Origin of the sequence: Cardinium endosymbiont of Nabis limbatus (genome assembly GCF_965196625.1) — a bacterium.
Classification (GTDB): Bacteria; Bacteroidota; Bacteroidia; order Cytophagales; family Amoebophilaceae; genus Cardinium.
Window position 1 is genome coordinate 1,082,479 of record NZ_OZ239769.1, and the last position, 26,316, is coordinate 1,108,794.

17 protein-coding genes are annotated in these 26,316 nt (G+C 41.9%); 7 read left to right on the forward strand and 10 right to left on the reverse strand.

The annotated features are described in order from the left end of the window. Positions 1 to 14 precede the first annotated feature (14 nt). Positions 15 to 341: a thioredoxin gene (trxA, locus tag ACOALF_RS04840; protein WP_419241367.1), complete on the reverse strand. Its 327-nt coding sequence runs from the start codon at positions 339 to 341 to the stop codon at positions 15 to 17. Between the two features lie 417 nt (positions 342 to 758). Here trxA and ACOALF_RS04845 point away from each other — a divergent pair, with 417 nt between their 5' ends. Beyond that, a complete protein-coding gene (locus ACOALF_RS04845; RefSeq protein ID WP_419241368.1) occupies positions 759 to 2,531 on the forward strand; it encodes an AAA family ATPase in 1,773 nt (590 codons plus the stop codon). Positions 2,532 to 2,533: 2 nt separating this feature from the next. Here ACOALF_RS04845 and alaS read toward each other — a convergent pair whose 3' ends face one another. From alaS to lpxB, 7 genes are all read right to left on the reverse strand, one after another. Further along, positions 2,534 to 5,149 carry an alanine--tRNA ligase gene (gene alaS / locus ACOALF_RS04850; protein ID WP_419241369.1) on the reverse strand — a complete coding sequence of 872 codons (2,616 nt, stop codon included), beginning with the start codon at positions 5,147 to 5,149 and terminating at the stop codon, positions 2,534 to 2,536. After that, positions 5,131 to 6,333, reverse strand: a complete 1,203-nt coding sequence (locus ACOALF_RS04855; RefSeq protein WP_419241370.1) for a hypothetical protein — start codon at positions 6,331 to 6,333, stop codon at positions 5,131 to 5,133. Before ACOALF_RS04855 ends, alaS begins: the two co-directional genes overlap by 19 nt. Positions 6,334 to 6,567: 234 nt before the next feature. Next, on the reverse strand, positions 6,568 to 8,751 hold the full coding sequence (locus ACOALF_RS04860) for a hypothetical protein (protein WP_419241371.1): 2,184 nt from the start codon (positions 8,749 to 8,751) through the stop codon (positions 6,568 to 6,570). A gap of 252 nt (positions 8,752 to 9,003) precedes the next feature. After that, a complete protein-coding gene (gene uvrA, locus ACOALF_RS04865) occupies positions 9,004 to 11,814 on the reverse strand; it encodes an excinuclease ABC subunit UvrA (protein ID WP_419241372.1) in 2,811 nt (936 codons plus the stop codon). 9 nt (positions 11,815 to 11,823) lie between these two features. Continuing rightward, positions 11,824 to 12,195: a large conductance mechanosensitive channel protein MscL gene (mscL, locus tag ACOALF_RS04870; RefSeq protein WP_419241373.1), complete on the reverse strand. Its 372-nt coding sequence runs from the start codon at positions 12,193 to 12,195 to the stop codon at positions 11,824 to 11,826. A gap of 190 nt (positions 12,196 to 12,385) precedes the next feature. Beyond that, positions 12,386 to 12,865: a Holliday junction resolvase RuvX gene (gene ruvX / locus ACOALF_RS04875; RefSeq protein ID WP_419241374.1), complete on the reverse strand. Its 480-nt coding sequence runs from the start codon at positions 12,863 to 12,865 to the stop codon at positions 12,386 to 12,388. Positions 12,866 to 13,162: 297 nt separating this feature from the next. Further along, positions 13,163 to 14,269 carry a lipid-A-disaccharide synthase gene (lpxB, locus tag ACOALF_RS04880; RefSeq protein WP_419241375.1) on the reverse strand — a complete coding sequence of 369 codons (1,107 nt, stop codon included), beginning with the start codon at positions 14,267 to 14,269 and terminating at the stop codon, positions 13,163 to 13,165. A 189-nt stretch (positions 14,270 to 14,458) separates the two neighbouring features. Here lpxB and ACOALF_RS04885 point away from each other — a divergent pair, with 189 nt between their 5' ends. The 6 genes from ACOALF_RS04885 to ACOALF_RS04910 all read left to right on the forward strand — a co-directional run bounded on the left by ACOALF_RS04885 (position 14,459) and on the right by ACOALF_RS04910 (position 21,688). Then, positions 14,459 to 15,394, forward strand: coding sequence for a hypothetical protein (locus tag ACOALF_RS04885; RefSeq protein WP_419241376.1), 936 nt, complete (start codon positions 14,459 to 14,461; stop codon positions 15,392 to 15,394). Between the two features lie 33 nt (positions 15,395 to 15,427). Then, positions 15,428 to 16,327 carry a 5'-3' exonuclease gene (locus tag ACOALF_RS04890; protein ID WP_419241377.1) on the forward strand — a complete coding sequence of 300 codons (900 nt, stop codon included), beginning with the start codon at positions 15,428 to 15,430 and terminating at the stop codon, positions 16,325 to 16,327. A gap of 84 nt (positions 16,328 to 16,411) precedes the next feature. Next, entirely contained in the window at positions 16,412 to 17,290 is an 879-nt protein-coding gene (locus ACOALF_RS04895; RefSeq protein ID WP_419241378.1) for a phosphatidate cytidylyltransferase, read from the forward strand. Between the two features lie 82 nt (positions 17,291 to 17,372). Further along, complete coding sequence (locus ACOALF_RS04900; protein ID WP_419241379.1) at positions 17,373 to 18,029, forward strand: phosphatidylserine decarboxylase family protein; 657 nt, start codon at positions 17,373 to 17,375, stop codon at positions 18,027 to 18,029. Positions 18,030 to 18,067: 38 nt separating this feature from the next. Next, a complete protein-coding gene (gene gltX, locus ACOALF_RS04905; RefSeq protein WP_419241380.1) occupies positions 18,068 to 19,561 on the forward strand; it encodes a glutamate--tRNA ligase in 1,494 nt (497 codons plus the stop codon). A gap of 348 nt (positions 19,562 to 19,909) precedes the next feature. After that, positions 19,910 to 21,688 carry an AAA family ATPase gene (locus ACOALF_RS04910; RefSeq protein ID WP_419241381.1) on the forward strand — a complete coding sequence of 593 codons (1,779 nt, stop codon included), beginning with the start codon at positions 19,910 to 19,912 and terminating at the stop codon, positions 21,686 to 21,688. Here the strand turns inward: ACOALF_RS04910 and ppdK are convergent. Together ppdK and metG are read right to left on the reverse strand one after the other, a co-directional pair. After that, a complete protein-coding gene (gene ppdK, locus ACOALF_RS04915) occupies positions 21,662 to 24,343 on the reverse strand; it encodes a pyruvate, phosphate dikinase (RefSeq protein WP_419241382.1) in 2,682 nt (893 codons plus the stop codon). The genes ACOALF_RS04910 and ppdK overlap by 27 nt on opposite strands. 35 nt (positions 24,344 to 24,378) lie before the next feature. Next, entirely contained in the window at positions 24,379 to 26,067 is a 1,689-nt protein-coding gene (metG, locus tag ACOALF_RS04920; RefSeq protein WP_419241383.1) for a methionine--tRNA ligase, read from the reverse strand. Positions 26,068 to 26,316 lie beyond the last annotated feature (249 nt).

The window sequence follows — 26,316 nt, forward strand, 5'->3', positions numbered from 1 at the left end:
CTTTTCAGGTTAATTTAAGATAAATATTTATCTAGTGCTTGTTGAATTTCCGAAATCGGAAGATTCCCCACCAAACGATTAACCGCTTCACCTTGATGAAAAAACAACATAGTAGGAATGGTAGCAATGGAATACCTAGCAGGTATTTGGCTATTTTCACTGATATTTAGCTTAGCAATAGCAGCTTTGCCTGTATACATCGCTGCAATTTGGTCTATAACGGGGGCAAGCTTTAAGCAAGGTCCACACCAAGGCGCCCAAAAGTCTACTAAAACAAGTGTATTCTGGCGAATGAGTGCATCAAATTGCGCATCTGTAACCTCTAGAATATTTTGATTCATACGTTAAAATCGTTTTACAACGGACACTGCCGGGAAATATTGCTTAAGAAAGGAAATATAAAAACTTTCCCTGCAATATACAAAATTTTTAATTTACTGATAGGGTGCTAAACCCTTTCGCGTGCACCAACCAGTCTAACTTTAATTTAATATTTTTTTGATATAAGTGCACAAGAACTATAATTTACATTAAATTTAACTATTAGACCTCTTGCATAAGCTATTTATGATCAGCAATTTTTAGGAGAAACGCAGTCGAGCACCGCAGAATACTCAATGTATTTGAGGAGCGTAGACAAGCTTCGACACCAAAATGGCCATTAGAAATAGGTTATGCAAGAGGTCTATTATAACATCAAACTTAAACTACTACAAATGGGTTTGTAATCTTACTAAGGTTGACTAAAATGATCTCATATGAATAAGTATAAATTACCAATTGGGGTGGATAACTTTTATAAGTTAGTCTCTAACGATTACCTCTTTTGTGATAAAACAGCCATGATTGCTGAGTTCCTAAAAAGTGGCAATGAGGTTACGCTTATTGCCCGCCCTCGTCGGTGGGGCAAGACCTTAAACATCTCTATGCTACATCATTTTTTTGCTTCAGAGGTGAATGGGGTATCTACAGCAGGTGTATTTGATGATCTAGCAATTGGCCAGTTAGAAGGTGGTAGGTACATTAGGGAACATCAAGGCAAGCATCCGGTTATTATGATCAGCTTTAAGGATGTGAACGCAGATCGTTTTGAAGGGGCCTATAATGCGGTCTATGAATTGATATTGGAGGTTTATAGTACCTATGCTTACTTATTGAAAAGTGATGCAATTAATGAAATACAGTTAAGACAATTACATACTATTCTCAATAAACAAGCCAATCAGCAAGCATTAGAAAAATCCTTAAAGCTGCTCAGTCAATGCCTCTATCAACACCATGGACAGGCAGCATATATACTCATAGATGAATATGATACGCCCTTAAACAAGGCTTATGGTAATAAGGCATACTTGGATGCTATGGTCGCATTTATGCGCAACCTATTTAGTGCTGCTTTAAAAGGCAATACTACCCTAGAAAGAGGCGTGTTAACGGGTATATTGCGTATTTCTAAAGATAGTATGCTTTCTGGGTTGAATAATCTAGAAACTTACACCTTGCTGGACGAAGAATATAGTAGTTGTTTTGGTTTTAGTGAAGATGAAGTTTCTTATTTATTTAAAGAAAAAGGTCTTGCTACCTCCATGGAAGAAGTAAAGAATTGGTACAATGGCTATAAGGTAGGCGGCTTAGTGATGTATAATCCTTGGTCCATTATTTCATGCATCAATAAATCGGGTCGTTTTGATCTCTATTGGGTCAATACGGGTAACAATAACTTAATCAAACAGTTGATTCTTTCCTCTAATACGAGCATTAAAGAACAGTTCGAACCATTGATGTGCGGAGAAACATTAACGGTATCTATAGACAAGCATCTTTCTTTTGATCTGTTAGGTAGAGATGAAACTGCTTTTTGGAGCTTGCTATTATTTGCCGGCTATTTAACTTGGGAGAAAAGTAGTTTAAGTAGCAATAGTGATTTATATGATTGTGTCATTAGGATTCCTAATCATGAAGTACGCAGGCTCTATAACCGGTTTTTTGAGGAGTGGTTACTCGGGAAATTTCCTAGCCACGCTAACTATGAGACCTTTCTAGGTTATCTACTCATAGGCCAAGTAGATGCATTTACACGAGATTTAAGTGCTTACCTCCTACAAAGTGCTAGTTTTTTTGATCTGCATTATAGCAAACAAGGTGAAAGCTTTTACCATGGTTTCGTCTTAGCTATGCTGGCTAGTGTCAGTGATAGATATTATATACGTTCCAATCGAGAAAGCGGTTTAGGGCGTTATGATCTTTTATTAATCCCTAAAAAAGAAGGTACAAAGGCAATTCTACTGGAGTTTAAACAGGTTCGGAAAGAAGAAGAACTGGAAAGTTCAGCTAAAATTGCTTTACAGCAGATACAAACGCAAGCTTATCATACCGAGCTATTGCAATACCCGCATGTTAAAGAAGTAGTGGAATGCGGTATTGCTTTTTCTGGTAAATCGGTTTTAGCGGCCTATGCTACTTATGACATAATACGCAAGCAGTATGGTGAGGTTATTTTGACCAATAGATATGGTCAGGAAGAGGCATAGAATTAAGGGCATAAGAAACCTCTGGCTGTTTTTAATGCAGCGGGTATGCCTGCAGGGTTATCGCCTTTAGCGGTTGCAAAAAAAGATTGTCCGCCTCCTTTGCCGCGAATAAGGGGGGCTATGGACTGGATCAGTGCATGGGCATCGTTGCATGGCCCCAATGGGTCTGATGTCATAACCATCAGGTGGGCTTGCTGTTCAAATGTAGTGGCCAGTACGATGGCTATTTTCTGATATTCGGCCTTATAGTGCGATGCAATTTGTTTTAATGCATGGGGATGGGGCAGTTCCACAGATTGGATCAATAGGTAGCCCTCATCCACCGGCTCCAATTGACTGGCAAGCTGTTGGATGACTTGTTGTACCGCTTGGGCTTGGTAAACAGCTACTTGTTTCTGGAGCTGTTTTTTTTCATATATCAACTTTTCTACGGCCTGCACGAGCGCTTTGGGCTGTTTGAGTAGCTCTGCTATAGTGGTTAAATCAGCAGATTGCTGGGTTACAAAATGGTGGGCATGCGTAGCGGTTAAGGCTTCTATTCTGCGCACACCAGTACCTACAGCGGTTTCATGGATGAGCTTAAAAAAGCCAATTTGTCCTGTACAAGCTACATGGGTACCGCCACAAAGCTCTATGGAATAGGTTGGGTCAAAAGCAATCACGCGCACTTCTGCACCATATTTCTCACCAAATAGCGCTTGCGCCCCCATGGATTTAGCGGCTGCAATGGGCACGGAACGCTGCTCGATACAGGGAATGTTTTCTCTAATCTTTTGATTGACCATCGCTTCTACGGCTTCTATTTGGGCAGCAGATAACTTAACAGGATGGGCAAAATCAAACCGCAGTAGCGCTGGGGTTACCAAAGAACCTTTTTGAGTCACATGGCTCCCTACGACCTGTTTTAAGGCAGCTTGTAACAAATGGGTAGCGGTATGGTTGCCAGCGGCGAGGCGCCGTTGGGTGGGGTCTACAGAGGCTTCTACGGGAGCGTCCAGCTGAGTAGGAAACTCATCAACGGTATGGATGATTAACCCATGTTCTTTTTGTACGTCTAGCACTTGCATAACTTGGTTCCCAGATAGGATAACGCCTATATCAGCTACCTGCCCCCCTCCTTCTGGATAAAAAGGTGTAGCAGCTAACACCAATTGGTAACGCACGCCTTGTTTATTGGTCAGGGTACGCCATTGTACAATAGAGGTCGTCACGGTCAATTGGTCATAGCCTACAAACTGGGGGTGAAGGGTTGGTTGGAGGAGTTGCCAATCGCCTTGGCTGGTGGCGGCATCTTTTTGAGAGCGCTTTTTTTGTGCTTGGAGGGCTTGTTGGAAACCGGCTTCATCTATAGTAAGTCCTTGCTCTTTGGCCATGAGTAGGGTGAGGTCTAAGGGAAAACCGTAGGTATCATAGATCTCAAAGGCGACACGGCCATCTATAACGCCCTGATGGATTTTGCTGGGGTCTAAGTGGTTAAAGAGGTGTAATCCCGTAGCCAATGTTTTTAAAAAGGCATTTTCTTCTGCTTGAATAAGTTGTTGGATGTAGTTTTGCTGGGTGGTCAAATTGGGATATACGCCTTCCATTTGTCCAGCTAAAACAGGAACCAATTGGTAGATAAAAGGGGTTTGTATGGCCAAATGGCTATACCCATAGCGGATGGCTCTGCGCAAGATACGGCGGATGACGTAACCTGCTTTGGCATGGCTAGGGGCTTGCCCATCGGCAATGGCAAAGGCGACGGCGCGGAGGTGGTCTGCAATGACGCGCATGGCGACTGCAGTGGTTGCACTTTGGTGATAGCTTTTACCGGATAGCGCTTCTATTTTTTGGATGAGTGGGGTAAAGATATCGGTATCATAGTTGGAGGTTTTGCCTTGTAATACCATTGCGAGCCGTTCAAAGCCCATACCGGTATCGATGTGTTGCTGGGACAGGTCGACGAGTTTGCCGGAGGCTTGTCGGTTGTATTGCATAAATACGAGGTTCCAAATCTCTATGACTTGGGGATGGCCTGTGTTGACCAATTGGGCAGCGGGTAGTTGTTTTTGTTCGGAGGTAGGTCTAATATCCAAATGGATTTCAGAACAGGGGCCACAGGGGCCTTGTGCACCCATTTCCCAAAAATTATCTTCTTTGGCAAAGGCAAGGATATGGGATGCAGGTAGGTATTTGGCCCAAATCGCAGCGGCTTCCTGGTCTTGGGGCAAGCGATCCTCTTCATCTCCGCCAAATATGGTTACATAGATCTGTTCTTTGGGCAGGTGATAGACTTCGGTGAGGAGTTCCCATGCCCAGGAGATGGCTTCTTCTTTAAAGTAGTCTCCGAAGGACCAGTTGCCTAACATTTCAAAGAGGGTGTGGTGGTAGGTATCTACGCCTACTTCTTCGAGGTCATTGTGTTTACCGGAAACGCGCAAACAGGGTTGTGCGGTTACGACACGGGGGTGGGTAATGGGTTGGTTGCCTAAAATGATATCCTTAAAAGGATTCATACCGGCATTGACAAAGAGCAAGGAAGGATCATCTTTGTTGACAATGGGCACAGCAGGCTGGTGTTGGTGCCTTTTTTGTATAAAAAATTCAAGAAACTTTTCTCTTATATCTTTGGATTGCATGGTTTAGCGTGCTTTTCTTTATGGTAAAATAAAATCCGTGCTTGTCTAGAGGCTTGAATAGCCTCAGTATGGGCAATCGGGGTTACTATGGCATCATCGACTTCGTACCAGTGTCCATTTCGTTGTACGAAAGCAATCGCGTGGTCTGGCTTAGGACCGATTTTAGTAACAGCTGATATAAATGCAGCTAGCCTAAAGGTAGTAACCTCAGACGATGCAGCACCATGATGCATAGCTATCACCTCTGTGCCGCTTAAATCGCTATGATCGTAGGTTGCACTACCTTTACTACCAGGCCTTGTAAAGGCAATAGCTAGTTTATTGGGAAGTTCAGAATAAGTATCTTGCATGATAACCGGCTTAAAAACGCCTTGCGCATGACCTAACAAATGTTGATGCTTTAAGACAAAAGGCGTGCAATCAACGTTATTCCATTTATCTGGGTTTAACGGATAGGTTTTGTAGAGCTTATCAAGCAATCTATCATGATAGACGCACACTTCTTGATTGGCTTGATTGGCTTGAATCAATTTGCTCAGATCATTGGAACAAGGCGTCTCCATTTGAAATCCCTGATCTAAGGGTGGATAGAGCAATATAAAAGGCATAGGGACTTTTAAAGCACAGCTTTTAATCTTCCCTTCCTCTTGCCTAAAATAACGAATAGAAGGACTAACTTTAGGAAGAAAAGGGGATAAGTCATCTAATGCATCTAAAAAACGTACTGGATCACCACCATTATTGGATGGATGACTATACATTTTAGGCAAACTATCTATAAATAGCTGGATATCACTTTCCGCAATAGAGAGATGGTTGCTATGATTAATTTTTTCTATAATCGTACGCAATGGATCATTAGCAGCAGCCATAACCTCCTCCGGATAAAAAGCAGCTATAACTTGCAATGTTGCATTTATATAACAGCTGCCACCTACATTAGGGATGCCAACAGGCCTTTGATGAACTAAAAAAGGTATAGAACCCTCCGTTGAAGCAGCTGAATGAGCATCATTACGGATAGATTGAACGGGTTCAGCAATTTTATTTTGCCTACAAGCTCCAGAGGTCAATATAAACAACCCCAACAATAAAAAAAATCTATAGCTGGTGAACGCTTGATGCATAGGAGGCATAAAAGGAAAATCTATTCTAGCACAGAGATGCAAATCGATTGTTCGCATACCCCACCGCTACTAACCGCCCATAAAAATTTTGGCACACAGTAAAGGTAAGGAAACGAGCGATTATTCAGCGGAAAAAACAGAACTCACCCACTGCGCGGGCTCAAACAGTTGTTTTTCTAATCCGCTGAATAATCGCTCGTCAGACAATATACCCAGATACAAAAAAAATGGGAGCCAGCAAAAGCTAGCTCCCATTGTAGAAGATTAAAAACAGAATAGAAACTAAATATTTTACTTGATTTCTTTCTTATGATACTCTTCTCTTATTGCATCAAGGCTTGTATAATAAGGGTCAGTAAGCCCCTTTACACCAGAGAAGTGAGTTCCATAATTTACTTTCTGTTTAGGATCAAAAGGCATCTTAACAATAGGTTCCACCTCCGCTGCAATAACACCCCGAAGTGCGTTGCACTCATCTACATAAAATTGATGAACTTGTTCAAATTTAAGGTTAGAGTTAGGGTCTAGGGAACTAATTTGGTCTTCAATTTGTTCATAGCTAAGAGAAGCAGTGCGGTACTTCCGCCTTAGTTGATCATCAAACTTCTTAAAAGCGTCTAAAATTCGTCTAGTGGCTTCAGTAGGACTATAAGCACCTCCTTTAAGGACCAGAATTGCATGGTTTGACTCCATATCAATCGCACTAGTTACAGCATGTATAAGCGATCTTGCTGAACCTTCTTTCATACTAGTAAGGTATGAAGCAGCTCCTATAGTCTTAGCAAGACGAATACAGACTCGCTGTTCAAAAGTTAAATCTGACCCATTTACATCGTCGGTACCATGCAAATCTCCCAACTTTTTTATTTTTGTCAAAAGTTGGGCTGGAGTTCCAGAAGTTACTTGATTAGCTGAAAAAGCCCTAAAAATATTCTTAATCAATGATACAGACTGACTATCTTCACCTAGTGATCCAGAACCAGCCTGGGCAACAGTTTCTCCATCAGTATTCTTTTGTTCTTCCGTTGCTGCTACAGCCCCTATACCACTATTTGCTGGCTTAGCATCAGATATTCCTGATAATAAAGTTTTTTCAAGGTCATCAACATTAGGAATAACAAACAAATTACTTAGCCCAAACCTGGAGGATTCAATATGGGCACCCAAGCGATGAGCAAAGCGTTCTTCACTCGCACATGCATCTACCCAATCCTTATAGACCTTATCAATTCCAATAATCTTTACAGTATCATTTCCTGATTTTCCAGCTTCTAATTTCAAGAAATCTGTTTTTGAGGAACCACTATTTGAGGAACTACTAAAAAGCGTAAATAAAAGCTGCTTAAAGGTTATGCCCTGAGTCTTTATAGCAGCTTTTAGATTAAACTGAGAACTCTTATCAGGCTTAGTAATGGTTTCGAATATTTTGAGTGCGTCACCTGACTCTTGAATATCATCTACAGTACCCGAAACAGGTTTGAACTTTTTAGTCAATGAGGCACCAACACTGTTTTTATTAGAAATAGCGGAAACTTTAGGCATCCTAATTGTATCGTCACCATCTACTTTCCAAGCTGCTAGTATTTCACCACCCTTTTTCTTAAAAATACCACCCTCTAAAACATTTTCTTGCTTGGCACCGGGAGACTGTTCTGCATCTGTTTTAAAATTCACCCACAAATAGTCCACTGTAACGCCGTCTAATAAAGCAACAACCTCTGGGTACTTAGTACCCCTTCTACTTTCACCATGCAAAAACCTAACTAGCCTAGCTCCACTAAGCATTGCATAGCTTTTTGTTGGATTATCTAAAAATCCTTTAGTAGGGTCAAAAATTTTATCCGACTCTTCTATGAATTTATCAAGTTCGTCTACCAAAGGCTTCAAGCTATCCTGTGGCATGCAACTATTAATTTTTTCGACCATAGTCCCATAAACAGTATGAAGCTTTTTCCAGGCTTCAGCGATGTTCTGGAGAGCTAAAATAAATGCATAAGGATAGCTACTATAAACCTTTGTTTTAAGAACGTCTTTTTCTAGTCTCTCAAAAAAAGCTCTGAAATCCTTAGAATAAGCTGCCGCAATGCCAGATTTTTCATCAGAAAAAGAAGCTAATAGACCCTTAGCTTTCTCGCAGAGAGTTGTATTATCCAGATTTTTAAGATCATCCAAATTATAAACAAAAGGCTTTGCCTTACCTGCTAAGTGACTCACACCTGAGCAATCAATAAAAACTCTTTTAATTTTTTGAATTGCTTCTGCAAGATCCGAGCTAAGTTTTTGACCACCAGCCTTTCCTCCCTCATCTTTCCCAGGACTAGTACCCTCCCCCTCTGAACCATTCAAACTGTTTGCAGGATCTTCATTATTATGCTGCTCCTTGTCCTTATTAGGGCAACCACTACATAACACTACCCCAGCCAAGAGTAGACCGGATAAAGAAGGAATTTTATCTCCAATTTTTTTATAAATCATTTTACTCAATTTTATTGATTGTTAATTACTTAATTTACTTAACTGCTTTTAAAGATTAAACAATTACTAATATAACTATATTAATTACTATAATGGGCTTTTACACAAAAATAATACATATCCAAATACCATCCAAATCTACCATGCTTACCCACACCTATTTTATATGCATTTATTACACCTTATAGCAAACCCTGCTAAACAAATTTGCTACAATGATAATATAAAAAAAAATAAAATGCAACTATTTTTTTATATTTTTTCTTTTAAATAATGGGCGGTATGGTTGCCGTCTTTTTGTATCAGGGCTTCTGGGGTGCCGGTAAAAACTACTTTGCCGCCTTGCTGGCCGCCATCGGGGCCTAGGTCAATGACCCAATCTGCGCTTTTGATAACATCTATGTGGTGCTCAATGACGAGCACGCTATGGCCTTGATCGATTAGGGCGTGCATGGCTTTTAACCATTGGGCTACGTCATGCATATGCAGCCCGGTAGTGGGCTCGTCAAATATAAAGAGTATGGGGTAATCTGCCAACTCTTTTTCTAGATAATAGGCGAGTTTAAGCCGTTGTGCTTCTCCGCCGCTTAATGAGGTGGAGGATTGCCCTAATGGTAGATAGCCTAAACCGACTTTTTGCAAGGCTTTTAACTTATGGGCAATGGAGGCCTGATCGGCAAAAAAAAGCAATGCTTCGTCTACGGTCATGCTGAGTACTTGGGTGATGTTTTTGCCACAATAGGTGACATCGGCTATCTCAGCCTTAAAACGGCTGCCTTTACAGCGCTCACAGGGGAGGCAAATGTCTGCCATAAATTGCATCTCTATCTTGCACTGCCCTTCACCACGGCAAAGGGGACATTGGCCTTTCTCGGAATTAAAGGAAAAGTGACCGGCTTGATAGTGGCGGGAATGGGCGAGATCGGTTTGGGCGAAGAGGTCCCGAATGGGATCATAGATGCCTAAATAGGTGGCTGGATTGGAACGGGAGGATTTCCCTAATGGATGTTGGTGGACCAACTCTACGGCTTGAATGGCATGTATATCCCCACTTAATAGGGTGGATGAAAGGGCAGCTTGCCCTAAAATAGAGGAGGGCTTGGTGAGGTGCTGGACCAAAGCGGGATAAAGGATTTCTTTGATTAAAGTGGATTTGCCTGACCCACTTACGCCTGTCACAACGGTTAATACGTTGAGGGGAATGGAAACGGAGACTTGATGGAGGTTGTGGAGGCTCGCTTCTTGAATCAGCAAATGGTTGCGCCAAGGACGTCTGCAGCTGGGCAGGGGAATGGAGGCGCTGCCATTGAGGTATTGTGCGGTATGGGTGGTGGCTTGCATCAATGCTGGAAAGGTGCCCTGAAAGACCAAGTTGCCGCCACCAGCGCCTGCCTCGGGGCCTATCTCGATAAGGGAGTCGGCAGCACGCATCACCAAGGCTTCATGCTCTACGACAATAACGGTATTGCCTTGCTTTTTTAAGTCTACCAGCAACTGCACAAGCTGATGGGTGTCACGGGGATGAAGCCCAATAGTGGGTTCATCTAATATATAGATGGTACCAAAAAGGGGGCTGCCCAATGCAGTGGCTAGTTTAATGCGTTGGTGCTCGCCGCCAGATAGGGTGGCAATGGGCCTGCTAAGGGTTAAATAGCCTAACCCAACCTGAACCAAATAACGCAGCCGATTTTTAATTTCTACAACGACTCTTTGGGCAATAGCGGCCTGACGGTCGGTCAGGGATAACTGATCAAAAAAGGGGATTAAGTCGTGAATGGGCTTCAACAATAAATCGACTATGGAATGGTTGTCGATTTTAACATAATGGGCATCTGGCCGGACCCGACTGCCGTGGCAATCTGGACATATGGTTTTACCTCGGTAACGGGCAAGTAAAACGCGGTAGTGTATTTTATCGGTTTGGGTGGCGCAAAAGTTAAAAAAGCGATGAATACCGATAAAGTCGCCACTGCCTTCCCATAAGAGTTTTTGTTGGTCGGGGGTTAAATGGCCATAAGGGGTATAAATGGGAAAATGAAGGGCTTCATGGGCCGCCAAAAGGGGAACCAGCCACTTACACATGGTGGGGCCATTCCAGGGGGCTATGGCACCATCCACGAGGGAAAGGGCGGGGTCGGGTATTACTTTATTGGGGTCTATGCCCATCAGCTGGCCTAGGCCTGAACAGGCTTTACAGGCACCATGGGGGGTATTGAAATTAAAAAAGGAAAGGGTAGGTAAGGCAAATGAGCGGCCATCTAACTCAAAGCGATCTGAAAATGAGCGTTGGCCTATGCCAACCAACTCTACTACGGCATGGCCCATCCCTTCAAAAAAGGCTACTTGCACAGAATCTGCTATTCTATATTGGTTGTCTTGGTCTTCTTTTTTGACTACAATGCGGTCTACTAAGCCATAAATGGGCTGGTCTAATGCCAATAGGGCGGTGCCGGCCAATAGTTCTTCTATATACAAGAGGGTGCCGCCTTGCATGACTCTGGTAAATCCTTTGCCTTGCTCCACTTTTAACTTCTGTGCCCATGTGGCTTGGTCACCTACTGCCATAGGGTAAAGGATCAATGCCTTTGTACCATCGGGCTGCTGCTGAATGTAATCGACGACGTCAGAGACGCTATCTTTTTTTACTTTTTGTCCGCTTATGGGGGAATAGGTTGTGCCGATACGGGCATAGAGCAGATACAGGTAGTCACAAAGCTCGGTAAGGGTGCCTACGGTAGAACGGGGGTTTTTATTGGAAACATTTTGCTGAATGGCAATAGCTGGAGAAAGACCTTGAATCGCATCGACGGCAGGCTTGTCCATTTTGCCTAGAAACTGCCGCGCATAGGCGCTGACACTCTCTATATACATGCGCTGGGCTTCTACAAAAAGGGTGTCTAAAACCAAAGAGGATTTTCCAGAACCAGATAACCCTGTAACGACTACGAGTTGGCCACGTGGAATGGCTACACTTATATTTTTAAGGTTGTGCATTTTAGCACCCCTTATGATAATAAAATCTTTTGGACTGAGTTGGTCTAAGTCTGATAAATGAGGATGCATGAATCGGTACTATTTTTTAAGTGCATCTCTTATTTCCATCAAAAGCTTTTCAGTAGGTGTAGGCCCTTGTGGTGCTTCTTCTGATTTTTCTTCTGATTTTTGCAATTTATGAATAACGCGTATTAAGAAAAATGTAGCCAAACTAATGACCAAAAAGTTTAAAATGGCAGCAAGAAAACGGCCAATTTTAATACCAGGACCAATGACGATCGATTCCCAATTGCAATTGATAACCAATAGGGGATTGATCATAGGCATAAACAAATCTTCTACGGCAGAAGCAACAATCTTACCAAATGCAGCACCCATAATAATCCCTACAGATAGATCTACTACATTGCCTCTAATGGCAAATTTCTTAAATTCTTGTATAAAACTCATGACACGATTGTATTAAATGGTTATTTTTGTTAAAACGACTGGCTTGAAATATAATGGTATCGAACGATAGATACAAGATGGCAGCCCTACGGCTACTCAACCGTTAACTATACAGAGATGAACGCAATTGCAATAGAAAATTAAAGTTCACCCAATTGCACCAACTTAAGGTACGAATAGCCACCGATATTTACTGTGTACCAAATTCATTTATCGAGGGCCGCAAGCGAGGGGAGAAAGGTATACATGCCTTGTTGTTTAAAAAAGATTGTAGGATAATGGCCGCACTTACTTTATCTATATTGCCTTTATGGGCCCTATCTTTTTTAGAATAGCCTGCTTGGTAGAGCCCTTGCATGGCCAACTTAGAGGTAAATCGTTCATCTTGGTAATAAAGGCTTTGTGCTGGAAAGGTGGCTTTTAATTGGGCACCAAGCGCTTCTACCACCCTACTCATTTTAGAAGGGGCGCCATCCAAACCTTTGGGCATGCCCATTACAAAGGCGACCACACTTTCTTTTTGGAGATAATCCTTCAAAAAAAGGAATAAAGTAGGCGTAGCAACGGTCGTCAAAGGGGTGGCAATAATTTGTAAAGGATCCGTTACAGCTATACCAACCCGCTTGAGCCCATAATCTATGGCGAGCATTCTACCTGGTTTTTGTTCCATCTACTATGACCTAAATCTGAATGTAAAAAAGCAATATTATTGGTACTACCAACAAAATAGGCAATGCTAGGTTCTATTATTTCATCTGTAAACAGATCATAATTTATAGACATTACCTTTTAATTTATTTAAATATTACTAGTTTACTAAAAAGTATAGTGTATAAAAATTCCCAAATAAAAGGATATGGAGGATACAAAAGAAGATAAAGCATTAAAAAACGTGGCGCAACAAGAAGGAACAAGTGTGCAAATACCAGAATGCTTCTGGTTATTTTCAGGAAGCATGCCGCTAAACTTAGCCGAACGGTTTGATCTGCTCCACTATACACTTCGCTGCTGCTTCAGCAGCATTTTGTTGGCCCAATAGTTGGCGGATCACCTGATAGGCTACTTTTTGTTTGGTACAACCCTCACCGGATAAAAGATCGGTCAAAGTGGCAGAAAGCTTTTCACGGGTGAGTTGATACTGAATGAGTTCTGGAACAACGGGTTGGTCTACCAAAAGGTTGACCAAAGAGATGTATTGTACCGTAACCACACTTTTGTAGAAAAAGTAAGCCAGTGGATGGGTTTTATAGACCACTACTTGTGGCAAATTGAATAAAGCAGCTTCTAAACTAGCGGTTCCAGAAGCAATAATAGCTGCTTGCGCAACCGCCATTAGGTCATAGGTTTGGTCATAGACTACCTGAACGGTAGGTGGGCATAACGCCCTATACAAGCTGCTGGGCATAGCACGCAGTCCAGCTACTACAAACTGATAGGTTGGATCTACTTGGGCAACCATTATAGGCAATATACGGCGGATTTCATCCAATCTACTACCGGGTAGTAAAGCAATAATAGGCCGCTTATCAAGCTTATGGTCTGCTATAAAAGAGGGATTGATGCAATGATCCGCTACCTTTTGAACCAAAGGATTGCCTACATAATCAATAGCATGGTAACCCTGCGCCTGATAATAGGCAGCTTCAAAGGGTAAAATAGACCACACGCGGTCTACATCGCGTTTGATCTTTTCGATTCTTCTTGGACCATGTGCCCAGATCTTGGGTGGTATATAGTAGAATACGCGAAAGCCATTGCGCTTGGCAAAAGCAGCTATCCGCATATTGAAACCACTGGAATCGATTAAAATGACTAGATCCGGCCGATAGTCGATTAAACTTTTTTGGCAAAACTTGAGCAACTGCCATAGGGCACACCACTTTTTTAAAAAATCTAGCCCCATATAGGCCATTTTTAAGCCATCTACCCTACAGGGCTTGCCGATCGCTTTGGACATAGCCACGCCCCCGCAAGACCAAAAGTCAGCATGGGGATCTCTCTTTTTGATTGCACCAATCAAATCAGCTCCATGCATATCGCCAGAATGCTCGCCAGCAATGATATAATAACGCATCTTGGTTTCCTTTTTTAAATACTAGATCAACCACTCCTACCCAATAGACCCAATGAGGGATACCGCTATACTAGGAAATAAAAGTAAAAAAATCTAATTTTAAGATCTTAAATGCTTGGTTTATAAGCCTGTTGTATAAACAAAAACTAAAATATTCATCCTTTGAAATTTCTTATTAGCTTACCTTTCTTGCTGTGGCTTGCGCCATTGGTTGCATTGCAGGCTACCAACCAATCCTTTTGGCGCCACATTCAACTAGAGGGTGCCTTTGGTCTAAAAGCGGATAGATATAAAGTGCATATTAATGGCATGCATCCTGGGAGGAAGGATGGTGAAATGCAAGTGCATGGCGAACACCGAGATAGAACGGCCATAGGCGCCTACCGCATACGTTGGCATCATGCACCTTCTATTCATTTTCCAAGGGATAAAGATAAAGATGACCTCAAACCAAGTAGTTATAATCCTAAAAATATTTTTGGTTTCACCGGAAATGGCATGACCTTTTTTGGACAACTTTTGGCAACCGTCGACTGGAAAAGATTACGAATCGGTACTGGTGCAGCAATAAGGTGTTCTTTTTTAGAAAAGATGGTTGGCGAATGGGTCAATAATGACGCATCGGATAAAGAAGAGGATTTCGAATATACAGCACTAAACTATACACCTGAGCGCGCTTATTACTTTACCTGGAGTCCGTTGCTGCGAGTCGGTTTTAAGCTAATTGAAAATCAAAGTTATAGTTTATTAACAGATGGTACTTGGGCACCTTGTATCTATAACTTTTCCGAATTGGGTAAGCACTATTATTGGATCTATGGACGTAATTTTGACTTAGGGGTTACATGGGAAAAACAGCTTGCACATTACATAAATGGAAGCCTGCGCGTGGCTTATGCTCTTTGTTTAAACAATGAGCTTGCGGAGCCGGAGATCCCATCGAGCGTGGATGAGCTGATTAGTACTGTAAGCCATTATACAGCTGGTATAAGTGCTCAAGTGGGAATCAGTATACGCATACCAGGGCTGAGTAGATGTCCTATAGCGGAATGCGCTACCAAGATAGACCATACACATGGCGGCAAATATTATAGAGGAGATGGAATTTTTACCGATTTATGGTAATACAACCCTATGGCTACAAGGCTAAAATATGAAATGGTAGATAGACAAAAAAAACTTTTTTTATTAGATGGCATGTCGCTTATCTACAGGGCACATTTTGCGCTTGAAAAGACAGCTGCCACTACCACACAGGGAATGAAAACAGGAGCGATACTAGGCTTTGTGAATACGCTCGTAGAGGTGCTACACAAAGAAAAACCTACCCACCTTATCGTCGCTTTTGATGGCAAAGAAAAAACCTTTCGGCATAGGCTGTTTCCAGCTTATAAATCGCACCGACCGGCACAACCAGAAGCTATCTCTATAGCAATACCTTATATCAAAGCGATCTTAGATGGGTTTGGTATTCTATCTGTAACCCATCAGAGCTATGAAGCAGATGACTTACTGGGTACGTTGGCCAACCAGGCAAAGAGCATGGAATGTACAACCTATATTATGTCTACAGATAAAGACTTGGCCCAGATGGTGCAAGATGGTATTTACCTCTATAAACCGAGTAGCCATGGCCAAAAAGCGACCATACTGGGTGAAAAGGAAATCGTAGCACAATGGGAAATCGCTAGGCCAGAACAAATAAAGGATATTTTAGCACTAGAGGGAGATCCTTCTGATTTTATTCCAGGTATTCCCTCCATTGGCAAAAAAACGGCTCGGAAACTTATAAAAGAATTTGACAATCTAGAAAATCTATTGGCACATAGCGATCAACTCAAGGGTACACTAAAGAAAAACCTAAAGGCATATGCAGCACAAGGTATGCTTTCAAAAAGGCTAGCTACCATTCACACAGATGTACCGATTGCACTCGATTTAGAAAAATGCCATTACCAAGGGCCAAATAGGGACAAATTGGAACCACTCTTTACCTTGCTGGAGTTTAAGCAACTGAGCCAACGCTTGTTTGGCAGAACAGGCGAATTGTTCGCATAATCAAGAGTGAGGGAGGTTTTGTTCCTCTTATTAAATTTTATATCATTGTAAGGTCTTATTCCTAGTTGTTTGGAATAGGGAAAGATGCAGGCGCTGCATCATGTATTCAAAACAGAACCTACGCTTATGTTAAAGCAGCAAAACAATTTTGTGCAACGTTTTTTTTCGATTGTCTTTTTTACGCCTGTTATTATTTTTGCCATTTTTTGGTCTGCCTGGACCTATTTTTTGCTTTTCTTTTATGTGGTGATGCTGGCCATGTTAGAGTTTTACAAATTGCTGAAACAAGCCAATGTGTCCCCTATGCGGGGCTATGGCATTTGGCTAGGGCTGCTGTTGTATACCATCATATTTGCCTATTATCTTCAAGATAATTTTTCACCCATATTAGGCTATGGTGCTATTCCATTCACTATATTTATATATATAGCGGCGCTATATAGCCGAAAGGCTTCTAACCCTTTTTTAGATATTGCAGCTACTTTTTTAGGCATTTTATATATTGCCATTCCTTGTGGGATGCTGCATTACCTAGCCTTTTTTAAGGGCATCTATTCGAGCCAATTGATATTGGGTTTACTGGCCATTGTTTGGAGCCAAGATACCGGAGCCTACTTAGTAGGCTCAACGATAGGCAGAGCTAAGTTTTTCAAACGAATCTCTCCTCAAAAAACATGGGAAGGCTTTTGGGGAGGTGCTTTATTTGCCATTATGGCAGGTTATGGGATCGCCTATTTTTTTAATATTTTACCACTATGGCAGTGGCTTTCCATTTCAGTGATTACCATTTTTACAGGCACCTACGGAGATTTAGTTGCCTCATTGCTTAAAAGAAGTGTAGATGTAAAAAACGCTAGCGAAATGATTCCAGGCCATGGAGGCCTCTTAGACAGGGTTGATAGCCTATTGTTAACCATCCCTGCCGTAGTTGCATTTTTAAAAATAGCTTTACTATATCAGTAAACAAAGTCCAAAACCATAAAAATGCTAGACTACTGGATGGTTTATAACGCTACTATGGCGCTAGGTTTTAATTTTTCAAGTAATGAAAATACATAAAGAAGGAAAAGAAATTTTATTGTGGACACCTATTCTCCTATTGCTTATTTACTATGGCATGCATAAAAAAGTGGCGCTTAGCTACCATCAATCCATAGGGTTTGCAGTAGTAAGTGCTGCTTTGTACTTTTGGTTAATCTATTTTTTTAGAGATCCATACCGCATCATCCATACCCAAGATCAATATATATTAGGGCCAGCAGATGGTAAAGTCATTAGCATTCAGGAAGTATATGAAGAGGAATATCTACAAGAAACACGCATCAAAATTAGCATATTTATGTCTCCTTTTAATGTACATGTGAATCGATTTCCTATGTCTGGCAAGATTGTTTTCTTTAAATACCACCCGGGAAAGTACTTGGTGGCCTTTCATCCCAAAGCGAGTACGCATAATGAAAGAACCTCTATTGTCATTGAAAATGAGAATGGTCAACAAATTCTTTTTAGGCAAATAGCTGGTTTTATGGCACGCCGTATCAAGTTTTATTTTAAAGAGGGTGAAGAAGTGCAACAGGGTGAAAAGTGTGGTTTTATTAAATTTGGTTCAAGGGCAGAGGTTTACTTGCCCGTAGATGCAGCCATTCAAGTAGCAGTAGGAGACAAAATAAAAGGAGGCATTACAGTTTTGGCCAAAATATAGCTTAGCCCTATGGGTTACCATTTTTTTATATAGAATATATGGCGGTACATGTGCGCTTTGCCCCTAGCCCAACGGGTGCATTGCATATTGGTAGTGTAAGAACAATTCTTTACAACTATCTTTTGGCCCAAAAAGAGGGGGGGCGCTTTATATTGCGCATTGAAGACACCGATCAAAAGCGTTTGGTGGCTAGTGCGGAATCTTACCTTTTAGAAAGCTTGCGCTGGCTAGGGATTGTACCAGATGAAGGCCCGGAACAAGGAGGGACATTTGGCCCCTACAAACAATCTGAACGGCTTGGCATCTACCAAACCTATATACAACACCTCTTGGAGAGCGGACATGCCTATTATGCATTTGACACCCCAGGAGAGATCGAAGCAATGCGGGAGCGGCTTAAAGCGGCAAAGGTAGCCAATCCACAATACAATGCAATCAGCCGTGAATGGATGCGCAATGGGCTTACCATGCCTGCAGAACAGGTAGCGGAATGGATCGCAGCGGGTAAACCTTATGTGATTCGATTAAAAATGGCCCATAAGGGGTTAATACGCTTTCAAGATGGGGTTCGGGGCTGGGTAAAAGTAGACGCTTCGGTCTTGGATGATAAGGTATTGATGAAATCAGATGGTTGGCCTACCTACCACTTTGCTAGTATAGTGGATGACCACCTGATGCAAATTACCCATGTGATCCGTGGTGAAGAGTGGCTCCCCTCCACACCGATTCATATATGGCTATATGGTTGTTTAGGTTGGGCCGATGAAATCCCCCAATTTATACATCTGCCGCTTCTATTATCACCCAATGGCAGCGGGAAGTTAAGCAAACGCCATGCGGATCAATATGGCTTCCCTGCATTCCCTATCGCTTGGAATCGCCCAGATCTTAGGGTTGAAAAAGCCTTTAGAGAAGCAGGCTATTTGCCAGAAGCATTGTTGAACTTTTTGGCTTTATTGGGCTGGAACCCAGGCACTAACCAAGAGGTGTTTACCAAAGAGGCTTTAATAGAGGCTTTTTCCCTGGAACGACTAGGTAAGTCAGGGGTTAAGTTTGATATCGCTAAAGCGAAATGGTTTAACCAACAACATATTAAAATACAAGGACCCACTGCTTGGGCGAGCTACTTTAGCACAGAAGCAATAAAAGAAAATATAACCTGCCGTCAGGAAGATGCAATAGCCATTTGCAACTTGGTAAAGGATAGAATTACTTTTCCAAAGGATTTCTGGCAAGAAGGTAGGTTTTTCTTTTTTGATCCTGTTGATTATGACGCTGAACTGATCAAGCAAAGATGGAATACCCAAACCAAAGAGGGTATGGTGGCTTTTAGCAAAAGCATTGCTACGCTCATAGAATGGAAGGGGGAGACGATCAAACCGTTGGTGCAAGCTGTTCCTGCTATCATGCCCCTTTTGCGTATGGCCCTTACAGGCCGTAAGGCGGGTCCGGATCTTATAGACATTATAGTCCTACTGGGTAGAGATAAGACGCATAAAAGAATAGATGCTTTTTTAGAAAAATTAGGATAGATTATCCTAATTGCTCTTGATAAGGAATTTTTTAGTTACTTATATCTTGATAAAAAGGATGATGCTCACCACTTTTTTCTTGATAAAAAAGTGGACAAAAAATCAAGCCCTCGGTAAAAAGTTTCGGACCCCATTCCTTACAGATGGAAAAATAGAAAGCGCCCGCTGCGCGGGCTTCAGAGGAAGCTGTTTTTCCTAATCATCTGTAAGGAATGGGATCTATTTCGAAACTTTTTACAGGGGCGTTTTACTACATGACCTATGAACAAAGGAAGGTTTTTTGCATTTCTCTGGTAGATCGGCGGTCAGCAGCGGTGGAGTATACGAATTAAATGTTCCCATAACATTATGAAAAAATTACCGATTGGTGTTGATAACTTTCATAAGTTAGCATCTAACGATTACCTATTTTGTGATAAGACAGCGATGATTGCTGATTTCCTAAAAAGCGGCGCAGAAGTTACACTCACTACCCGCCCCCGCCGTTGGGGTAAGACGCTCAATATGTCTATGCTACACCATTTTTTTGCCTCAGAGGTGAATGGGGTACCTACAGAAGGTTTATTTGATGACCTAGTAATTGGCAAACTAGAAGATGGTAGATACATTAAGGAACATCAAGGTAAGCATCCGGTTATTATGATCAGCTTTAAAGATGTGAATGCAGATAACTTTGAGGGAGCTTACAATGCAGTGTATGAATTGATAACGACTGTTTATGAATCCTATACTTATTTATTTGATAGCGATAAGGTTAATAAAATACAGCTAAAAAAACTTTATAGAATTGTAAATAAACAGGCTAATCAACAAGAATTAGAATCATCTCTAAAGCTGCTTAGTCAATGCCTCTATCAACACCATGGGCAGAAAATCTATATCCTCATAGATGAATATGATACGCCCTTAAACAAAGCTTATGGCAATAAGGCATACTTGGATGCTATGGTATCATTTATGCGCAACCTATTTAGCGCTGCTTTAAAAGGCAATACTGCCCTAGAAAGGGGGATATTAACGGGCATATTGCGTATTTCTAAAGATAGTATGCTTTCTGGGTTGAATAACCTAGAAACGTATACTGTTTTAGACGAAGAATATAGTGCTTACTTTGGCTTTAGTGAAGCAGAAGTTTCCTCTTTATTTCAAGAACAATCTCTTAGTACTTCTATAGAAGAGGTAAGAGATTGGTACAATGGATATAAAATAGGGAACTTGGTTAGGTATAATCCTTGGTCTATTATTTCTTGCATCAATAAATCGGGCCATTTTGATGTCTACTGGGTCAATACGGGTAATAATAACTTAATAGAACACAAGGTACTTACTGCGCATGCTGATATAAAAGAACAGTTCGAACAGTTGATGCGCGGGGAGACCTTAACGATATCCATCAACAAACATCTTGCTTTTGATATCTTAGATAAAGACGATACCTCTTTTTGGAGCCTTTTATTGTTTGCTGGTTACTTGACCTTTGAAACAAGTAGTTTAAGTGCCTATACTACACTGTATGATTGTAGCGTCAAGGTTCCTAATTATGAAATATGGCGCCTCTATAGCACATTTTTTCAAGAGTGGTTTGTTAATCAGTTTGAGCGCAAGCGTCAATATGATGCTTTTGTAAAACATTTGATAGCTGGTGAGGTTGCTTCTTTTGTCGAACAACTTAGCGAATTTTTACGCCGCAGTGTGAGCTATTTTGATGCCAAAAAAAATAACAAATCAGAGGGGTTTTACCATGGATTTGTCTTAGGGATGTTATCAAGCTTGGGTATAACCCATTATATACGTTCCAATCGAGAAAGCGGTTTAGGTCGTTATGATCTTTTATTAATACCTAAAAAAGAAGGCACAAAGGCGTTGCTGTTAGAATTTAAGCAGGTTCGGAAAGAAGAAAAACTGGAAAATGCCTCTAAACTTGCATTAGATCAAATACAAACACAATCCTATCATACCGAACTATTGCAATATCCTCATGTAAAAGAGGTAGTAGAATGCGGTATTGCTTTTTCTGGAAAGGAAGTGCTAGCTGCTTATGCAACTTATGATTTAGTGCGTAAACAGTCTGGATCAGTTCGTTTAACAGGTAAATATCGCTCAAACCCGTGCCTTTGCAGCAGCTAACTTTGCAATAGGTACTCTATATGGAGAACAAGATATATAGTCTAAGCCTATTGATTCGAAAAATTGGATAGAAGATGGATCGCCGCCATGTTCGCCACAAATGCCTATTTTTAAATTTGGATGGGCGGATCTGCCTCGTGTTACCGCTATTTGGATCAATGCGCCAACGCCTTCTTGGTCAAGTGTAACAAAAGGGTCTGCTTTAAGCAAGCCTTTTGCGCGGTAAACATCTAGAAACTTTGCGCCATCATCCCGTGAAATACCAAGAGTAGTTTGGGTCAAATCATTGGTTCCTATGCTAAAAAAGTCAACGAGCGGTGCAAGGGTTGCGGCTTGTAAGGCGGCCCTTGGTAGTTCTATCATTATGCCCACTTTATATTGGATTTGAGGAGCTATTTTTTGGTGCAGCTCTTCTATGATCTTTTTCAGAAAAATGACCTCTTGGGCATCAAAGATAAGGGGCAACATAATTTCTAACGCCACCTGCTTAACCTCTAATGCGGCCTCAAATAAGGCTTGAAGCTGCATCTTATAAATTTCTGGAAAGGTGATGGCCAATCTGGCACCCCGATGGCCCAACATCGGATTCACCTCACAAAGCTGCGCAATACGCTTTTCTACTTCAGCAAGCGGACGCTCTATTTGTACTACCAAATCAGCCACCTCTTTTGGATGGCTTGGTAAAAATTCATGCAAAGGAGGGTCCAATAACCTTACGGTAATCGGCAGCCCATTTAAGACTTGAAAAAGTGCTTTGAAATCTATTTTTTGTACTGCCATCAATTCGGCTAAAAGGTCGACGCGTGATGCGGTAGCACTTGTTAAAATCATCTTTCTAAACATGCGCATGCGATCGGGGCTAAAAAACATATGCTCTGTTCTACAAAGACCTATGCCCGAGATGCCAAAGGATAAGGCAACTGCTGCATCTTGAACGGTTTCTGCATTGGCCCTTACAGCCATTCTTTTGGTTTGATCTGCTAATGCCATACAGGTTAGAAACTCGGGCAAAGGCTTTTGCCTAATCGTGGCCACTTTTCCGCTGATCACTTGCCCGGTGGTTCCATCAATGGTGAGGTAACTCCCCATTGGAATTTTTTTCTGACCAATTACAAGGCATTGGTTTGGGAGATCTATGGTAACCGCATGTGCACCACATATACAAGGTTTGCCCATACCCCTTGCTACTACAGCCGCATGTGCCGTCATCCCGCCTTTGGTGGTTAAAATACCTGCAGCCATCGCCATACTACCGATGTCATCAGGGCTGGTTTCTTCCCTAACCAATAGGACCTGCTCCTTTTTCGAAATGGCTTCTACTGCTTCTGGTGAAAAGGCAATCAAACCAGAAGCCACACCTGGTGCAGCAGGAAGCCCTTGGGTTAATACTTCTATGGTTTGGTTTGGATCCAACGTAGGATGCAGCAGCCGCTCTAGATCACTATAATCTATCCTTTTTAAAACTTCCTGCCCATCTATCTTGCCTTCTTGCATCATATCAATGGCAATTTTAACCGCAGCGCTAGCACTGCGTTTGCCATTTCTGGTTTGCAACAGCCATAATCTGCCTTGCTCAACGGTATACTCAATATCTTGCATATCACCAAAATGGTCTTCTAATGCGCTGGCTAAGTGGCTGAGTTGGCTAAAAATAATAGGATATTTTTCTTCCAAGGAGTCCTCTTTAGCTTGAATCAGCTCTCTACCCTGTTTGGTGATCTGCTGAGGGGTAACCAAACCCGAAACCAGTTCTTCGCCTTGGGCATTGATTAAATATTCACCAAATAAGGTAGGCGCGCCAGTGGATGGATTTCTGGTAAATAAAACTCCGGTTAGGCTATCTGCTCCCCTATTGCCAAATACCATAGACTGAATGGTAACCGCTGTGCCTTCTTGATCATCTATCTGGTTAAGCCGCCGATAGGTAACCGCCCTTGGGCTGTTCCAAGATGCAAAAATGGCTGCTATGCTGTTTTTAAGTTGTTTAAAAACATCTTGAGGATAGGTGGTACCAGTATGTGTGAAGATGATTTGTTTATAGCGGTCTATAACGGTATGCAATGCGCCAAGACTTAATCCTGCCCCAAGGGGTATATTTTCTTGCCTTTTGATCGCCTCTATTGCTTCTACAAATAGATGGTGGTCTATGCCCATAATGACGCTACCATACATTTCTATAAAACGGCGGTAGCCATCATAAGCAAATCTAAAATCATTGGTGGCATGGCCCAATAGCTCCGTAGTAGCATCGTTTAAACCGAGATTCAATAGGGTATCCATCATACCCGGCATGGAAGCCTTAGCACCAGAACGCACCGATAACAGCAGCGGAAAGGGACCACCTCCAAAATGCTTTCCTGTAGCCTTTTCAAGTAGTTGAAGCTCTGCAACCACTTGATCCCAAATTTCTTGAGCAAGCCTTTCTCCTTTTTCATAATAGTTTCTACACCCCTCCGTTATAATGGTAAAGCCTGGTGGAATGGGAAAACCTAAAGCAGACATCTGTGCCAATCCGTACCCCTTGCTGCCCAATGTAGATGGATCACACTTAGCCTCGATTGCTAATTCACCACAAAGCGCTTTCGAAAGAGGTTCATTGGTATAATCGTAACCAAACCGATGCAACCAATTTTTGGTTTGCTTTTTATTCAACATGTTCTATTGTAAATATTTTGTATGAAAAGCTGTTTTCAGGCTACTACGGTCTCAGTAGATCTATTTTGTAACTTTTTCCGTTGTGCTGCAATGACATCATCTTCAATTTTTTCAAACAATACGATAGGAGGCGCCAACGGATCACCTGCTTGTACCAGATTGGTAGACCCCCAACTGGTTTCTTGTAGCCCCAACATATGGGCCATTTTCTCACTGGTTGTAGGTAAAAAAGGCTTGATCAGTAGTGCTACAGTAGCGATGAGCTGCAGGGTGATATGCAACACCGTTCCCGCTTCCTCTAGGTTGCTTTTAACCAAATGCCATGGGCGCTGATCGGTTAGATACTTATTGCCCAATGCAGCATAACCCATAGCCAATTGGAGTGCTTCTTTAAATTTAAACGCTTCTATGGCATTGCCAACTTCTGTAAAAGCATCCTCTAATCTAGCGAGCAAAGCTTGGTCTGCTGCACTAGGCGCGATACTAGGCGGCACGCATCCACCAAAATAGCGATGGACCAAACTGAAGGTTCTATGTACCAAGTTGCCAAGGTTGGCAACTAGCTCACGATTGTTTTTATCTTGGAAGTCTTGCCAAGTAAAATCACTGTCTTTGTTTTCTGGGGCAATGGTACAGAGTACATAACGCAATACATCTGCTTTACCTGGAAAATCTGCCAAGTAATCATGGAGCCAAACCGCATGGTTCCGGGAGGTGGAAATTTTTTTGCCTTCTAGGTTTAAAAATTCATTGGCTGGAACCTGCTGGGGCAAAATAAAGTTGCCATGGGCTTTAAGCATAATAGGAAAAATAATACAATGGAATACAATATTGTCTTTTCCAAGAAAATGAACCAACCTGGTATCAGGATCTTGCCAAAAAGGTGCCCAGTCTATCTGTTGTGTTTTGGCCCACTCTTTGGTTGCACTAATATAGCCAATGGGCGCATCGAACCAAACATAAAGCACCTTTCCCGTCGCTTCAGACAGCGGAACAGGAATGCCCCAAGCCAAATCACGGGTTACGGCACGTGGTTGCAGCCCTTGCTCTAGCCAGCCTTTGCACTGGCCATATACATTGGTTTTAAAATCTTTATGTTCTTCTAAAATCCATTTTTTAAGCCAGTTCTCATATTTATTTAAAGGTAGATACCAATGCTTGGTAGACCTGAAAATAGGTTTTGCCCCACTAATGGCAGAAACAGGGTCAATCAATTCTTTTGGACCCAATGTGCGGCCACACGCTTCACATTGGTCGCCGTAGGCATCGGGATGGTTGCAACTGGGGCAACGCCCTTTGATATAACGATCAGATAAAAATTGGTTGCAAACAGGGTCGTAATATTGTTCTGTTTCATAGACCTCAAATATGCCTTTTTCGTGTAATGTCTTAAAAAAGTTAGCTGCCGTCTCATAATGGGTAGGTGAAGAAGTGCGTGCAAAGATATCAAAACTAATATCCAGCCCCTGGAGGGATTCTTTAATAAGGGTGTGGTATTTATCCACTACCTTTTGCGGCGTACTGCCCTCTTGTTGAGCACGAATCACTACCGGCACGCCATGTTCATCAGAACCAGTGATAAAGACTACGGTAGCTTTTTTTTGCCGTAAATAACGGACATAGATGTCAGCAGGAAGATAGGCCCCCGCCACATGGCCTAAGTGGATGGGTCCATTTGCATAAGGAAGTGCAGCAGTAACCGTATATCGTTTTGGATGCGCCATTTGTGTAATCAATAAGGAATTTATATGCTACTCATCAATAGGATGATACGCCTACCACTTTTTGCTTGATCAAAAAGTGGACAAAAAATCAAGCCCTGTGTAAAAAGTTGCTGAAAGCATACCTTACAGCTGGAAAAACAGGAGCCACCCTACAAAGCCCTCACTGCAACTGTTTTTCTTTTCATCTGTAAGCTGCACTTTCTGATCGCAGCTTTTTACAAGGGCGATCTTTTTCGTAATAGAGAAAGT